This is a genomic window from Microbulbifer sp. VAAF005 (assembly GCF_030012985.1).
Classification (GTDB): Bacteria; Pseudomonadota; Gammaproteobacteria; order Pseudomonadales; family Cellvibrionaceae; genus Microbulbifer.
The window spans coordinates 579,335-596,161 of the sequence record NZ_CP120233.1; the positions used below are offsets into that span (position 1 = coordinate 579,335).

The 16,827-nt window shown below is 47.3% G+C and carries 8 protein-coding genes; 1 reads left to right on the forward strand and 7 read right to left on the reverse strand.

Going from position 1 to position 16,827, the window contains the following annotated elements; genetic code table 11:
• The first annotated feature begins 115 nt into the window (after positions 1-115).
• Positions 116-571: a hypothetical protein gene (locus P0078_RS02490; RefSeq protein WP_282932897.1), complete on the forward strand. Its 456-nt coding sequence runs from the start codon at positions 116-118 to the stop codon at positions 569-571.
• 410 nt (positions 572-981) lie between these two features.
• Here P0078_RS02490 and P0078_RS02495 read toward each other — a convergent pair whose 3' ends face one another.
• The 7 genes from P0078_RS02495 to P0078_RS02525 all read right to left on the reverse strand — a co-directional run bounded on the left by P0078_RS02495 (position 982) and on the right by P0078_RS02525 (position 16,739).
• Positions 982-1,272: a hypothetical protein gene (locus P0078_RS02495; RefSeq protein ID WP_282932898.1), complete on the reverse strand. Its 291-nt coding sequence runs from the start codon at positions 1,270-1,272 to the stop codon at positions 982-984.
• On the reverse strand, positions 1,269-5,309 hold the full coding sequence (locus P0078_RS02500) for an RHS repeat-associated core domain-containing protein (protein WP_282932899.1): 4,041 nt from the start codon (positions 5,307-5,309) through the stop codon (positions 1,269-1,271). Before P0078_RS02500 ends, P0078_RS02495 begins: the two co-directional genes overlap by 4 nt.
• A gap of 345 nt (positions 5,310-5,654) precedes the next feature.
• Complete coding sequence (locus P0078_RS02505; RefSeq protein WP_282932900.1) at positions 5,655-6,164, reverse strand: tetratricopeptide repeat protein; 510 nt, start codon at positions 6,162-6,164, stop codon at positions 5,655-5,657.
• 37 nt (positions 6,165-6,201) lie between these two features.
• Positions 6,202-6,570 (reverse strand): hypothetical protein, encoded by a 369-nt coding sequence (locus tag P0078_RS02510; protein WP_282932901.1) that lies wholly within the window; start codon positions 6,568-6,570, stop codon positions 6,202-6,204.
• On the reverse strand, positions 6,567-7,337 hold the full coding sequence (locus P0078_RS02515; RefSeq protein ID WP_282932902.1) for a FlgD immunoglobulin-like domain containing protein: 771 nt from the start codon (positions 7,335-7,337) through the stop codon (positions 6,567-6,569). The genes P0078_RS02510 and P0078_RS02515 overlap by 4 nt, the downstream gene beginning before the upstream one ends.
• A complete protein-coding gene (locus tag P0078_RS02520) occupies positions 7,334-8,224 on the reverse strand; it encodes a TolB family protein (RefSeq protein WP_282932903.1) in 891 nt (296 codons plus the stop codon). Before P0078_RS02520 ends, P0078_RS02515 begins: the two co-directional genes overlap by 4 nt.
• Before the next feature lie 88 nt (positions 8,225-8,312).
• On the reverse strand, positions 8,313-16,739 hold the full coding sequence (locus P0078_RS02525; protein ID WP_282932904.1) for a right-handed parallel beta-helix repeat-containing protein: 8,427 nt from the start codon (positions 16,737-16,739) through the stop codon (positions 8,313-8,315).
• Positions 16,740-16,827 lie beyond the last annotated feature (88 nt).

The window sequence follows — 16,827 nt, forward strand, 5'->3', positions numbered from 1 at the left end:
GATTCCCAAAACCTAACTACCAATTCCCAGCATTTCGTCTCCTTTACCTCTTAAACAAAGAGAAAGAACCGCCAGAGAGGAAGTCAGTTTTGTTACTGGCTCCATCCTCCCTTCTTTGGCTGTCCTAGAATCTTCAATCTTTGGGTGTCCAGGAATTCTTTTCTCCAAGACACCTGAAGAGTCTGATTACACTTCGATTCAACAGCGTATTCGTACGGCAGTCTCAGGCAAGCAGCCAAAAAATTTACTTCCATTTGTCGGCAGTGATCGTTTGAATATGCCAAAAGGGCTACCCTTTCAATTGGATCACTATTTGGAGTTGGTAGACTGGAGTGGTCGGCATTTAGACCCCAGAAAACGAGGCTGTATTACCGAAAACACGCCCCCTATCCTTGAACGGCTCAGTATTTCACCCAAACACTGGCGATATCTCAATCGAAATTTTGAAAGTCGCTTTAAAGGCTTAGTGGGGTCGGTGGAGGCGGTAAAGCAAACTTGCATCCAACTCGATAAACGCTGGGTACATGGTATAGCTGATTGCCGGCGCTTCCTCTCAGCTACGCCCTTCTAATTTATCCCTACTCCAAAAGTGCTCGATAGCTGCTCTTTTATCCAAAAATAGCGATTCCCAAAACCTAACTACCAATTCCCAGCATTTCGTCTCCTTTACCTCTTAATCATCCCTTCTTTGGCTGTCCTAGAGTCCTAGAGTCCTAGAGTCCTAGAATTTTCAATCTTTGGGTGTCCAGGAATTTCATTTCCAAGATTTCGAATCTTCAATCTATGGCTGTCCAGGATTTCTACCTGCCCCCGCATCTTTTTACCTACGGTCTAATAAAAACGTTATCAGCGCCAATTCGCCACCCACTTTGTTGTAGGCACTCCATCTACCTGTCCTATGGCACAGAAGTTCTCACCTAGCTTTTACCCTCCAATCCATGGCCCAATCCATGGCTGTCCTTTTTGTTACCTGCCGCCTATTTATTTATATCTCAACCACAAAGAACACAACATGCTCACATAACCAGCCCCCACCAAAACCCCAATAGAGGACAGATTTAGAGTTTCAACTAAACCACCACCTCGTGCAGAAAAAAAATAGATTGCGGCAATGATATAACCTAAAACTCCACCCACAACCATCGAAAATGATAATTTTTTTGAATCTGTAAACCTTTTTCTAAGCAGCCAATAACCGACAGTAAAAATATTCATACCCAAGGACATTATGGGTAGCGCAAGAAAAAATAATAAGAAATACACTTCTTTCATTGATTAATCGTCGGCCAGCCATACTCACAAATATAATCCGCCCCATAAGCCTTAATGAGCCCAGCCTTTACCTCTAGTTTGTCACCAAACCCTGCCATCGACTCATTTATTTTTAAATCTATCACAATTGCATTTATTAACAAACCCACTCCAGGGCCAAACCTAAGACCTACAAGGCTTGCGGGTATATTGATGCCAAGATCTATATTTTCTTCTTCTGAATGCCTCTTATTGTAGGACTTTTCCCACTCCTTACCACACTCATCACTACACTTAACAGATGCAACAATGGCTCCAGAAACATCAAAATTTAGACGAATAAGTAAAAGTGTTAAATAATGATCAAACCCGGAAGTGTACTCCCAGCCTGAATAGCTCACATTTATAGTACTCTGATCTAGGTGAGGATGCTCCATCCATACTCCGGAAGCTTTTAATCCGTTAGGATCAATTAACATGACTGGATTCTGGTTCGCATAAGTAAATATATTTAGCCCTCCATATAACCCCAAAGGATCACCCTGAATATACCGCCCAAGAGCTGGGTCATAATTTCGGAAATAGTTATAACTCAATCCACTTTCACCATCGTAATACTGCCCGGGGAAACGTATATTGAATGTAACAATATACCCATCCCCATCCACATCGCCATCTATGACCGCTTCCCCAAAAACCGATCGAGTACTACGCCAAATAGCTTCCCCATCGCTATTAATCAGTAGTCTTGGCGTATCTAAATGGTCACTATACACCGTATAACTACCCTTGGTATCTACAACCTGAATCGGAGCATAAGAGCCAGGTAAGTAGTCGTAGCGCTGGATAAGACTTGCAGTGCCACTGGTCTCCTCAAACTCTGCTATTAGCTGCGTACCATTCCATAAAAACCATGTAGTGATGCCATCCACAGTTTTGTACAAACGTCGACCACTAACTCCGTAACCATAACTAGCAATGGTAGTACCATCGGTATAGCCGGTAAGACGGTTGTCTAGATCATAAGTAAAGGTTTTATTTTCCGTTCCAGTAATAGACGTTAAATTACCATCACTGTCATAGCTGCGGATCAGCGCTTCATTATTTTGGCTGATCAGTTGATTACTGCTATTGTATTCGTAGACAGTATTATCACTTGGGTCTTCTCGATTACCCACCCCGTCATAAGAAAAGGTTTCATCAGCAAAAGCTATGCTATCGGGATAGTCAGCGCTAGTGAGCCGATCAACTCCATCATAAGTGAAGGATTGGACACCATCATTGTCACTGTAGGAAATAATCTTGTTGGCGGCATCAAAGCTGTAACTCAAGGCTTCCAAGATTGTGCCGGAAGGATCTTCAAGAGTGGTGCTAGTTAAAGTACCATCGACATTGTAGATGTTGGTACGCCTAGCTCCTGACGCATATGTGAGACTTGTCCAGTGATCAGCGGAGTCGTATCCCAAAGTATGAGTACTGCCTGCTAAAGTAGCACTGATTAAGCGGGCATAGTCGTCATAACCAAAGCTATGATTCGTAAGTACACCACCCGTCTCTATAGTGTTGTCCAGACTAAGTCCATTTAAATCACCCTGGGTGTTATAAGTGTAGCTGAGGGTACGATCCCCACCGGGAATATAATGGTTAGACGTTTGAGATAGACGATTTAATGCATCATAACTATTTGTGTAAAGCGCATTACTTTGTATCGCCGTGTCAATAGCTTGGGTTAGCTGTCCATTATCATTGTAGGCAAAACTCTGGCTACGCTCAGTATTATTACTGGCATGGTCTGTAGCACTAGCAAAATGCTCTATACTTACCAACCCACCCCAACTTTCATAGCTATACTCTAATACCTGTCCACGAGCGCCAGTTTTGCTGGAAAGACGATCGCGGTCATCGTAGCTAAAGATTGCAGTCTCTCCACCAGGGTGAACTTCTCCAATTTTGCGGCCTAGACGATCATAGGTGTAAGTAGTGGTATTGTTTTCCGGGTCAGTAATAGTCAGTAGATTACCGCTGGCATCGTAACTATAGGATGTAACAAGACTCGGACTGACTCCTTGATGTTCACTTTCAGTCAGCCTACCAAGTGCATCGTAGGTATAGATGACAACTCGATTTAACGGGTCAGTCGTGCTAACAACATTATTGAAGGCGTCGTAACTATAGCTGATCTCACTACCCTCGGGGTCAGTAGTACTAGCTAAGTTGCCTACCATATCATAAGTGAAAGTGGTTGCATTGCCTAATGCATCGGAGGTTCTTAAGCGCCGGCCCAAACTATCGTAGGTATAACTCTGGTAGGTAGTTTTAGTTCCATCACTACCCTGACGCTCAATACTAATAATCCGATCTTTACCATCGTAATTGATCAGCGTGATTTGTCCAGCGATGACCTCCTCAGTGGTACTATCTGTACTGCGCCCTATTTCCACCTGCACCAGATTATTGTCCGCATAGGTGTAATGGGTTTCCTCGTTCAAGGCATTAGTAACCTGCACCGGGCGGTTTATATCGTCATAGGCGTAGGTGGTAATGTTGCCTATGGCATCAGTGATGGTCAGACGGTTACCCGCTTGGTCATAAGTATAGGTTTTCTCACCAGTAGTCAAAGCATTACCATTTTGGTCTTTCCAATACTCTTTGGTGGGGTAAAGACTTTCATTCTCATATTCCAGCACATACTGGCTACCATCAGCGTAGATAGTTGCAGTGAGCTGGTTGCGGGCATTGTAGCTATAGCTAGTAGTTTGATAGCTTCCGTCGGCCTTTAATTTTTTGATACTGGCCAGAGTCTGGGGATTGCCGTCACTATCGTAATTAAAGGTATATTCGGTGCGGAACACAGTGGTGGCATCAGCTGAGGAAACTATCTCTTCACTGGCTATCCATCCACCTTCATAAGTCCAACTGGTAGTAATGATTTCACCACTAGCCAAGTTAACTGCTTTACTCAGACGACGGTTATCAGTGTTGTAGGTGTAATCAATAGCGCGCGCCAGGGTGCGATCACCATTGTCATCAGCCAGGCCATAGCGTTCTTCACGGGTAACGTTATTATTAGCATCGCGGGTTTTTACGGTGAGATAGCCTGCTTGATCCTCGTACTCCACTGTGCGGCCGTCTTCGTTAAACACGTAGCGCTCAGTCGTGGTATAGGGGTTATTACCATCGGCATCGGTAATCGTGGTAGTGACTTCGGTTTCATAACCCTCGGTGACATAGTCAAACTCGAAGATTAGATTACCGTAGACCTCTTTGATCACCCGATCTTCAGAATCGTAGGTTTCCTCATAGGGCGTAGCATTTTCACCCACCTGGAAATAGGTCAGGTTATGGCTATCGTTACTGTCTTCGTATTTATAGGTAGATACCAACCCTTCCAGGCCAGTGACTTTAATCAGGTTGCCTGAAGTTAGGGTATTGCCTTCACTATCATCCAGCGTGTCGTGGCTATAAACAACAGTACGGCCGGTGTGATCCACCGCTTGGGTAACACGGCCGGTGTCGCTATCGTAACTGAAGCTAACGTAGTTACCACTCAGGCTTCCATCTGCCAGGCGCTCTTCAATTTTTTGCAACTGGTAGCTATAGGCCACCGTCATCGGCTTAGAGGGATCGACGGAATAAAGAGAAGTACCGACGATAGGAAAGCGTTCACTGCTGTAAGTAAACTCCAGGCGCTGACCGGTTTTGCTTTCTCGCGCCGTCAGTCGGCCCTCGGCATCGTAGTAATCCTTGCGTCCATTATTGTGGGCAAAGGTGTAGGTACCATCGCTATCTTCACTCAGGGTTCCACGCAACCCAGCTACATCGCTCACATAGGCACCGCCACTGTAAACAAACTCAGCGCGGTGCCCGGCACAATAGCGGATTATTACTTTATCATCGGGGTATTCATACAAGCGGTAATCGTGATCGAAAGCCCAGCCATAACCCAGAGCGCTGTCATAATCCGATTGGTTATTGTATTTACGTATAATTTGAATCGGGTAACTGCCGTTGACCACCATATCGGTTTCTTTATGGCGTTCCTGGCCGCTGTTAAGCACAACCGTCCCCCCTCAACAGGCTCTTTGGGACACCCCCCGCCTGCACCACTACCACCACCAGTGCCATCGCCGCTATTGGAACCGGTACCACCGCCGAAGGTGTGCGCCTGACCGGGGCCGGCGGCTATGGCTAGGGTTAAAGCCAGCATCGCTGAAGCTAGGGGCGGACGAATAGAGTTCGCGCTTGCGCAGACGCGCCGGGCACCTTCCAAGGTTTTGCTAAATCCAACGAGGGCTTTTAGCGGTGTTTTTAGTATTTTGTTGGCAAAACTGCTCATGGGTATTCCCTATCCCCCCGATTGCTGGCCGGGAGTGTGATTCTTATTCAGTTCAAATCGGACGATATTATTGTGCGGCACGCCACAGGCGATAATCTTTCAAAGCAGTTTGCTCCTGCTTATCCTTACCCTGCGCCTGGTAAGCCTGGGCCAAGCCAAGATAGGCGTGGCCGTGCTCCGGGTGGTTTTTTATTAGGCGGCTGAAATAGGTTTCTGCTTCTGCCCACTGCTGCTGTTGAATGGCGATTTGGGCCAACAATTGCAGGGCTTGGCGATGGGTTCTATTTTGTTTCAATACCACTGAAGCGTGCTGCTTGGTTTTTTTGTACTTGCCTAGCTTTTTTTCCAGCTGGGCCAATTCAATCATGGCCGGGTAATTTTGCGGTTGCTGCCGCAGCAGGCGGTTGTACAAGGCTCGCGCCCGCTTGTAATCCTTTTGTTCAACCGCCGCTTGGGCCTCAGCTTGGGAGACCTGCTGGATATGGGCGCTCGGCTTGGCTGCATAAGCTCCAGTACTCGCAAAAAGCGCAATAATTGCCAGGGATAGAATCTGGATTAATTCCGTCGTTCGCTTCATGGTTCACATCCTTCTGAATGTCTAATTCGCATTAGAGTTAATCTTTATGAGCGAGAGTGTTCGCTGAGCCTTCAGTTTGGGGCTTTTCAATAACCACTTTTAGGGTGGCCATGCCAAAGTTGCCCAAATAGCCGCGCAAATTTACGGTGAGATAGTGCTCGCCTGGGTTGTGGTTGCGGCTGTCCCAGCGATAAGTGGTGGGGAAGTAACCCACTTCGTTTTCATAGATATACTGGCCGTCGACAAAGTACACCGGCTCAAACCTCTTTGAGGCCAGCTGCGCGATATGTTCCGGTTGTACATTAATACGTACCGGTACAGTGCCGCTAACTATCGGGGTGCCTTCATTATTTTTGCGGTAGTCCCCCACCAGTGAAATTTCCAGCGGGAAATCTCCCCGGCTCATTGCGTCCCGCTGCGCTGGGGCGTGAATACGCGGGCGATGGGATTTCTTTTTTGTCGCGGGCTTTGGCCCCACGGCATATCCTGTACAAAGCGGGCGCCAGAAGGTGATTTATCCCCGGTCACCAGAATGGTATTGCGGGGTAAGGCGAAGGCATTGAGGATTAATTCCAGAGCCGGGTGGCCCTTTAAATTCAGGGCGCCGGAGGCATCTTGTCCATCCCAGGCTTCTTTTTGTTGGCCAGACGCGCGCGGCACCCAGTCGATAATATTATTCAGCAGTGGGCCGTTATTTTTTAATCCCACCCGAATTGCGACACGGGCCATTTGCGGCAGGGTATAATCCACACTGCCTTGCTCCGCATTCCAACTCAGATCGCTCACTGCGACACTTTCACCACCGGTAATATCAGTCAGGTCGTACTCGGCAGTTTGCTCACCGGCTTTTGCACTAATGGTGTAGTGATAAGCCTCTGCGGGTACCGGGCGCCCCTGCTGGTCGGTACCGTCCCACTGCCACTGGTGATCGCCCGCCGCCAGCTGTTCACGGTATTCCGTTTTGATCAGCAGGTCGCGAGCGTCGTAGATATTAATCGTGACGTTGGCTTGCGTATCAATATGGTAATTCAGTGTGAACTGTTCCCCCTGGGCAGGGGCAAATGAGCGGGATTCATTATTGACCCCGGAAATAGACAGTCCGTAGCCAGCCAAGGGTGTAACCAGAGCGGCCAATACTGCGGTGAGGCCGATTTTTTTTAACATCTTATTCATAGTACTGACTTGCCTTGCGCGGACTGCGGCCGCCATAGGGGTTTACGGGCACCGCTGGTAAATTGGGTCAACTGGGTTAACTCACCATCATCGAGCGTTAACCTCCACAGGTTATAGGCGCCGTCGCGGGTAGACTGAAATACAACGGCATCACCTTTTGGAGACCAGCTGGGGGCGGCATCCAGTGCGGCATCGGTGGTGAGCTGTTTGAGTTTTCCGTTGCTCTCGCGCAACCACAGGTCGTAGTTACCAGCACGGTTACTGGAAAATACCAATCGGCCTTTTGTATCGGCGACAACATCAAAGTTGTAAAGACTGTTAAAAGTCAGCTGCCGCTTGCTTCCGGAAACTAAATCCAGCGCCCAGATATCGTGGGCTTCGCCACCATCCCCGGACAAGAAATACACGGTCTTGCCATCTGGATGCCAGCGGGGTTCGTGCTGCATATGACGCATATTGGTGAGCTTTTGCTGGTCGCTGCCATCCAATGGCAATCGCCACAAGTTGTTATCGTCAACACTGTCGGAGGTACTGAGAGAAAAGACTACAGATTTTCCATCCGGCGCTAGGCTCGCATCAATAAAACCTTTAAGCGGCATTGTTATTGGCAATTCTTTGGCGTTGGCCAGCCCTACTTCATGCAGTTCACCCTGGCTGCCATTCACCAGCAAACGTTTGCCATCGGGAAACCAGCTAAGGCTGTTTTTATCGAAGGCTGAGTGGGTGAGCTGCCGGTGTTGTTGGCCCTGGGTATCCATTACCCATACCTGCCAGTACCCCTGTTTGCCCGGGGCCAGGTAAGCAATATCCTCTTCTGCGTAAACGCAGGCACACCATAGCAATGCACAAGTCACAATGACCACGTTGGACTTTAGTAAGGCTTTCACGTTGTTCTCTTGGTTGTTTTTTGATTTAGCGCCGACTTGACAGTTAGGGCGCTAGCGGTGAGTTAAAACACCGCTAGCGCCTTAACCATTATTGATACAGCTGCAATGCGCCGTAGTAAGTGGTACTGGCTCCGGTAGTTGCCGAAGTCGCTTCTATCCAGAAACTGTACACACCTTCATCCGAGACCATAATCGCGTTGCCATCGCTCTCTTCGTAACCGGTCCACTCCACCTCGTGAGTGGCTACTGCACCGTCGCTGTCATTAGCGGCTTGCAGCTGGTTATCGATCAAGGTGATCGCTCCGGCATCTGTCGGGTCACCGATATCCGGCGGTAACAGTTTGAAGGTTACGTAGGAGTCCTGATCCAACAAGTAAGCCACTTTCGAGATTTGATCGTAGCTGTGGTACATCAGATAGGGATCGGATTTTACTTCGATGTTGGGTGCGTCCAGTGTGCCGCTGATACTTGGGTTTATGCCGTCGATAATGACAACGTTGATGGGCAAAATTTCATGCGAAGGTACGTAGGCATAAAAAGAACCTGTAGTAAGCACTCCATCTGCAGTGCGTCCATCCCAGACTAAGTAGTGGGTACCCGCCTCCATGGGAACACTATCATACACAACACGTGTATCGCCCCCGTCCGGCGTTACCTCCATGTTCATACGGATATTCGCTGTGGGTGTGATCCCAATTTTCATAAAGTCGTTCTGTACTGCATTCATAGTGGCATCCATACTGCCCGCTAAGATAGTACTGGTGTTATCACTATCCTCAATATCATACACCCCTTCCACACTGCCATTTACTGCGGTGAGAAAATAGGTATATGCCTCTTCCTGAACGTAATTACCTTCATCATCCTTGCCATCCCAACTTAGGGAGTAACTACCTGCACTATCAAAGGTTTCCACCACGCTGCGCATCAGCACTTCACTTTGCTCATCTTTAATATCCAGCGTAACAGTAGCGCCGGCTGACAAATCAAAGCTAATTACCAGACTCTCTCCGGCAACTGGATTAACCGTGGTTTGGTTGCGGCTGATATTGGTAATACTGAGTAGATCAAGGGTGACGGTGCGAATAATAGTGGTGATATTGCCAGCCCTATCACTGGCTTCCAAACGTATTTGGTATTCACCATTTGTTGGTGCCGCTACAGTACCATCGGTGGAGCTAACCACCCATTCAGCCAAGGTGCTTTCGTTTATCGCCGATGTTGAAGATTCGAGGATTACCCAATTATCGGTATCACCGCTCAACTGGTAATCCACGGTGTAGTCGACAAAGAAATTGTCGATGGCACTACCTTCAATCTCTAGGGTCGTAGTCCCAGTTGATAAGGTATCGCCGTTATTCACATTACTCATTTCGGCTATGGGGGCGGTGTTATCCAACTCTACCCAAATGGCACCCGATCGATAACTGGTATTTTCCGTATCAGTTACCTTCAAGAATAAATAATAACGACCATCATTCAATACGGTACTGCTACTATCAGTACCATCCCAATCGATACTAATATCTGTACCGGTTCCCGAGAAAGTATTCACAACAGTTCCGGATTCATTACTGATTTCCAGACTCCAACTGCTACGTGAACTCAAGGTGGCAGTAATGGCTAATGTATCCTGGTTGCCATCACCATTCGGAGAAAAGTACTCGTAACTTCCATTTAAGTTGGATGTTATTACGCGGCTCTCTGCAGCCAGGGCACTGCTGTAATCTACAACAGTCTCTGGAGAATCAACCCCAATAATATCCACACCCCATTCTGGCGCAGCACTGCCCCACCAGTTGCCAGTAACATTCAACACCACCGCCGAGCTACTACCATAGTTATTGAGGTACAAACTGCCATTGGTATTACCATAGAGATCATTGCCGGTAATCGTGGGCGTTGGATTGGTAGCATCACTACCCGAACCATTCAGGTAAATACCATAATTATTATCGATAAAACTATTACCTGTTAAGCTCGGTGAAGAGGCCCCGGTAATATAGGCACCGTAATTCAAGCCAGTAACAATATTGTCAGTTACTGCTGGGGATGCAGTATCCAGGGCTAGCCCGGTACCAATGTAATCTGTATTTTGGATCAAATTATTGGTAATCGTGCCACCGGCAAAATTGTTAATGCTGATCCCGCTTTCGCTAAAGTCAGTAATAATACTGTTGGTAACACTGAACGCAGAAGGTGAAGTCGCAGAGACTGCATTTTCAGCATATTGGATGTAAGCATTATCAATACTGACACTGCCACCACTTGCTACGACGATACCCTGCCAATCGCCAGCCACAGGATATTGGGCCTCACTGGTAAATATCACCGGCTGCAAACTGGAACCACTAACTACCAAGTCTCCCTCTACTGTTAGTGAGTGACCGGCTGGGAATATCAATATTGCTCCAGCTTCCAGCGTTAAACTCACACCGTTATTTACATTGATATCATCAACAACAATATAGGAACCTGCGACCAAGTTCGTATCTGAGTCAATATCAAAGCGAAGAAGGTAATCGTATACAGGACTTCCATTAGCATTATTTAAATAACCATTGAAATCCACTATCGGCCGATAGGAGGTACTATCGCTATAATCGTAGACCTCTGCTGCTATCGACCCCGAATCTGTAGTATTCCACCAATTACCTGTGGCATTAACAGTAACCACACCAGTTTCGTACCAGTAGGCGTAAAGATCGTAATTGCTGTTGCTGTAAATACTATTGCCGGTAATCACTGGCTGTGGATCGTAATCTGCGTCCAAAACTCCGTACAAGTAAAAGCCATAGCCGCTATTACCAGTAATCGTATTGTCGGTAATCGTAGGGTTAGTGACATTACCGCTTGCGCCCGCAATATAAAAACCATAGTTGCTGTTACCGGTAACGGTATTGCCGGTTATGGTTGGGGTAGTCGCATTACTGCTAAGACCTTTAATGTAAAAACCGTAAGTATTATCGGTGATCGTGTTGCCACTAACGGTAGCATTCGCTACACCCTGCAAGTACACCCCAGCAACATCTGCATACTGAATGGTATTGTTACTGATTGAGCCACTGGCGTTGTAGGCATACACACCGCTTTCGTCAAAGTACTGCAAGGTGCTATTACTAACACTGAAGGTACTGCCCGAGGCAGCATAAAGACCGTAGTCCCCATACTCCAGTATCACATGGTCTAAATCCACCGTGCCGCCACTTTGCGCTACAATGCCATACCAATCTCCAGCACGGGGAGTGCTTTCATCGCTGGTAAATATAATGGGGTTATCACTGCTGCCCTGTGCATCCAAGGTGCCATACACCCTGAGCCTAAATTCTCCACCCACCTCAATGCGAGCACCAGGTTCAATCGTCAGAGTCACACCACTTTGTACATACAGTGTACTCAAGAGAGTATAAGTGGTGCCCGCCACCAAGGTAGTATCCTCAGTTAGATACCCGAACAAGCCATTGCTGGGCTCTGCAATTACACCCTCTGCATCCAGATAACCACGATAATCCACTATCGGCCGGTAGGAGGTACTATCGTTATAATCGTAGACCTCTGCTGCTATCGACCCCGAATCTGTAGTATTCCACCAATTACCTGTGGCATTAACAGTAACCACACCAGTTTCGTACCAGTAGGCGTAAAGATCGTAATTGCTGTTGCTGTAAATACTATTGCCGGTAATCACTGGCTGTGGATCGTAATCTGCGTCCAAAACTCCGTACAAGTAAAAGCCATAGCCGCTATTACCAGTAATCGTATTGTCGGTAATCGTAGGGTTAGTGACATTACCGCTTGCGCCCGCAATATAAAAACCATAGTTGCTGTTACCGGTAACGGTATTGCCGGTTATGGTTGGGGTAGTCGCATTACTGCTAAGACCTTTAATGTAAAAACCGTAAGTATTATCGGTGATCGTGTTGCCACTAACGGTAGCATTCGCTACACCCTGCAAGTACACCCCAGCAACATCTGCATACTGAATGGTATTGTTACTGATTGAGCCACTGGCGTTGTAGGCATACACACCGCTTTCGTCAAAGTACTGCAAGGTGCTATTGCTAACACTGAAGGTACTGCCCGAGGCAGCGTAAAGACCGTAGTCCCCATACTCCAGTATCACATGGTCTAAATCCACCGTGCCGCCACTTTGCGCTACAATGCCATACCAATCTCCAGCACGGGGAGTGCTTTCATCGCTGGTAAATATAATGGGGTTATCACTGCTGCCCTGTGCATCCAAGGTGCCATACACCCTGAGTCTAAATTCTCCACCCACCTCAATGCGAGCACCAGGTTCAATCGTCAGAGTCACACCACTTTGTACATACAGTGTACTCAAGAGAGTATAAGTGGTGCCCGCCACCAAGGTAGTATCCTCAGTTAGATACCCGAACAAGCCATTGCTGGGCTCTGCAATTACACCCTCTGCATCCAGATAACCACGATAATCCACTATCGGCCGGTAGGAGGTACTATCGTTATAATCGTAGACCTCTGCTGCTATCGACCCCGAATCTGTAGTATTCCACCAATTACCTGTGGCATTAACAGTAACCACACCAGTTTCGTACCAGTAGGCGTAAAGATCGTAATTGCTGTTGCTGTAAATACTATTGCCGGTAATCACTGGCTGTGGATCGTAATCTGCGTCCAAAACTCCGTACAAGTAAAAGCCATAGCCGCTATTACCAGTAATCGTATTGTCGGTAATCGTAGGGTTAGTGACATTACCGCTTGCGCCCGCAATATAAAAACCATAGTTGCTGTTACCGGTAACGGTATTGCCGGTTATGGTTGGGGTAGTCGCATTACTGCTAAGACCTTTAATGTAAAAACCGTAAGTATTATCGGTGATCGTGTTGCCACTAACGGTAGCATTCGCTACACCCTGCAAGTACACCCCAGCAACATCTGCATACTGAATGGTATTGTTACTGATTGAGCCACTGGCGTTGTAGGCATACACACCGCTTTCGTCAAAGTACTGCAAGGCGCTATTGCTAACACTGAAGGTACTGCCCGAGGCAGCGTAAAGACCGTAGTCCCCATACTCCAGTATCACATGGTCTAAATCCACCGTGCCGCCACTTTGCGCTACAATGCCATACCAATCTCCAGCACGGGGAGTGCTTTCATCGCTGGTAAATATAATGGGGTTATCACTGCTGCCCTGTGCATCCAAGGTGCCATACACCCTGAGCCTAAATTCTCCACCCACCTCAATGCGAGCACCAGGTTCAATCGTCAGAGTCACACCACTTTGTACATACAGTGTACTCAAGAGAGTATAAGTGGTGCCCGCCACCAAGGTAGTATCCTCAGTTAGATACCCGAACAAGCCATTGCTGGGCTCTGCAATTACACCCTCTGCATCCAGATAACCACGATAATCCACTATCGGCCGGTAGGAGGTACTATCGTTATAATCGTAGACCTCTGCTGCTATCGACCCCGAATCTGTAGTATTCCACCAATTACCTGTGGCATTAACAGTAACCACACCAGTTTCGTACCAGTAGGCGTAAAGATCGTAATTGCTGTTGCTGTAAATACTATTGCCGGTAATCACTGGCTGTGGATCGTAATCTGCGTCCAAAACTCCGTACAAGTAAAAGCCATAGCCGCTATTACCAGTAATCGTATTGTCGGTAATCGTAGGGTTAGTGACATTACCGCTTGCGCCCGCAATATAAAAACCATAGTTGCTGTTACCGGTAACGGTATTGCCGGTTATGGTTGGGGTAGTCGCATTACTACTAAGACCTTTAATGTAAAAACCGTAAGTATTATCGGTGATCGTGTTGCCACTAACGGTAGCATTCGCTACACCCTGCAAGTACACCCCAGCAACATCTGCATACTGAATGGTATTGTTACTGATTGAGCCACTGGCGTTGTAGGCATACACACCGCTTTCGTCAAAGTACTGCAAGGTGCTATTGCTAACACTGAAGGTACTGCCCGAGGCAGCGTAAAGACCGTAGTCCCCATACTCCAGTATCACATGGTCTAAATCCACCGTGCCGCCACTTTGCGCTACAATGCCATACCAATCTCCAGCACGGGGAGTGCTTTCATCGCTGGTAAATATAATGGGGTTATCACTGCTGCCCTGTGCATCCAAGGTGCCATACACCCTGAGTCTAAATTCTCCACCCACCTCAATGCGAGCACCAGGTTCAATCGTCAGAGTCACACCACTTTGTACATACAGTGTACTCAAGAGAGTATAAGTGGTGCCCGCCACCAAGGTAGTATCCTCAGTTAGATACCCGAACAAGCCATTGCTGGGCTCTGCAATTACACCCTCTGCATCCAGATAACCACGATAATCCACTATCGGCCGGTAGGAGGTACTATCGTTATAATCGTAGACCTCTGCTGCTATCGACCCCGAATCTGTAGTATTCCACCAATTACCTGTGGCATTAACAGTAACCACACCAGTTTCGTACCAGTAGGCGTAAAGATCGTAATTGCTGTTGCTGTAAATACTATTGCCGGTAATCACTGGCTGTGGATCGTAATCTGCGTCCAAAACTCCGTACAAGTAAAAGCCATAGCCGCTATTACCAGTAATCGTATTGTCGGTAATCGTAGGGTTAGTGACATTACCGCTTGCGCCCGCAATATAAAAACCATAGTTGCTGTTACCGGTAACGGTATTGCCGGTTATGGTTGGGGTAGTCGCATTACTGCTAAGACCTTTAATGTAAAAACCGTAAGTATTATCGGTGATCGTGTTGCCACTAACGGTAGCATTCGCTACACCCTGCAAGTACACCCCAGCAACATCTGCATACTGAATGGTATTGTTACTGATTGAGCCACTGGCGTTGTAGGCATACACACCGCTTTCGTCAAAGTACTGCAAGGTGCTATTGCTAACACTGAAGGTACTGCCCGAGGCAGCATAAAGACCGTAGTCCCCATACTCCAGTATCACATGGTCTAAATCCACCGCGCCGCCACTTTGCGCTTCAATGCCAGACCAATCACCTTTAGCTGGCGAGGCCTGTGCACTGGTAAATATTACGGGCGCGTCTGCTTCACCAGTAGCTGTGAGATTACCGTTCACCTCAAAGGTGAAATAATCCTCAAATAGGACTGTCACGCCTTCATTAATAGTTAGAGTCACCCCACTATTAACATCCACATCCCCTGTCACTACATAGGTTTGATGTGCAGCAAGCTCTATATCTGAAGTAATATCGCCAGATAGTTCATTTAAAACACTCAGGTTATCGTATTCCAGCGTTTGCGCTTCACTGCCGGTAACTGCCACTGCAATTCCGGCCTTGACAATATCGTCAAAGCTGATCGAAACACTATCTACCTGAGTCCAACTTGCACCATCCGTAGAGATATAAGCTGTAATCGTGTCGCCATCACGCACTAATCTTAACCACTGGGGCAAGGCGCCAGTCTGTCCGGTGGTAATTAGCGTGTTGGCTGTATCATCCGTATCTCGGGTGAAAAGTCCAATACTGTTATCAGACGGGTCCATTACCAATGCAATGGCTTTATCAGTTGCTGCCGTGCCATTTCGTAGCGCAATACCAGCAATGCCAGATCCACTATTGGTATGGCTGGATAAACGTGCAATCAATTCTCCCTGCTGCAGCAATTCTTGATATACAAAGTGCAGAGAGTAGGCATCATCCCACTCACCTGTATCAGCCAAGGCTGGACAAGTAGCAGTAGAAGAGAAAGTCAGCGTTAGGTCATCTAGGTAATTATTGTCGCTAACGCCAAGTGAGGTAGAACGTATGCCGTAGCGAGAAAGATCACCAATGCCCTCACCTACAGTATAGGTAAGACCAATATCACTTCCTCCTATAGTAACCGTCAACGTATCGCCAGAACGATTTAAAGTAACCGTTTGCCCAGTTGTTGGATGATTATCAGTTGCAGCCACCTGAGCTAAATTGGATTGACTCTCGGCACCTGTAAATTGAACCAGAGCCCATACGCCGGTTGAACCATCTCCTTGATACTGGACTCCATAACCAACATATTCAGAATCAGTCAGATAGATAGTGAGTGAATCAGTACCGGCTCCAGCGTCCGTTGATGAATTAATGAGGGCACTGAGAGTAATTTCATCTGAATCGCTGAGCACCGTTGGGGCCAGCAGGACTTGATCAGTTTGGGCAGTTACAGTGGCGCGCTCATTGCGTAACGATAGAGCTTCACTACCAAAGCTATGAAATCCAAGCGAGGAGAGATCTTCACTAGAACTGGAGGAAAAATCTTCGGAAACCTGGTTTTCAGCTACACAAATTTCTGAAATTCCTAAGCTTAATGCCGCATCATCACCACTTAGAATCACATCACCGGTGCTGGCACCAACGATAGAAAGCTGCCAGGGAGAAACATCCTCATCCACTGCCACTTCGGCGTACGTAAATACCGAAACACATACCAATGAGACAAACAAGTATTGCAACAGCTGCCTGGCATTAATTTGAAACGCCAAAAGCCGTGAATGATTATAAGCTGAGCTGCGCATGAACATGCCTTCCCAATTTGCACCTTGAACTAATCGACGCACAACGGGCAGCGAGAAAGCCAAGCAACTCGGCCATCCACACAGTCAA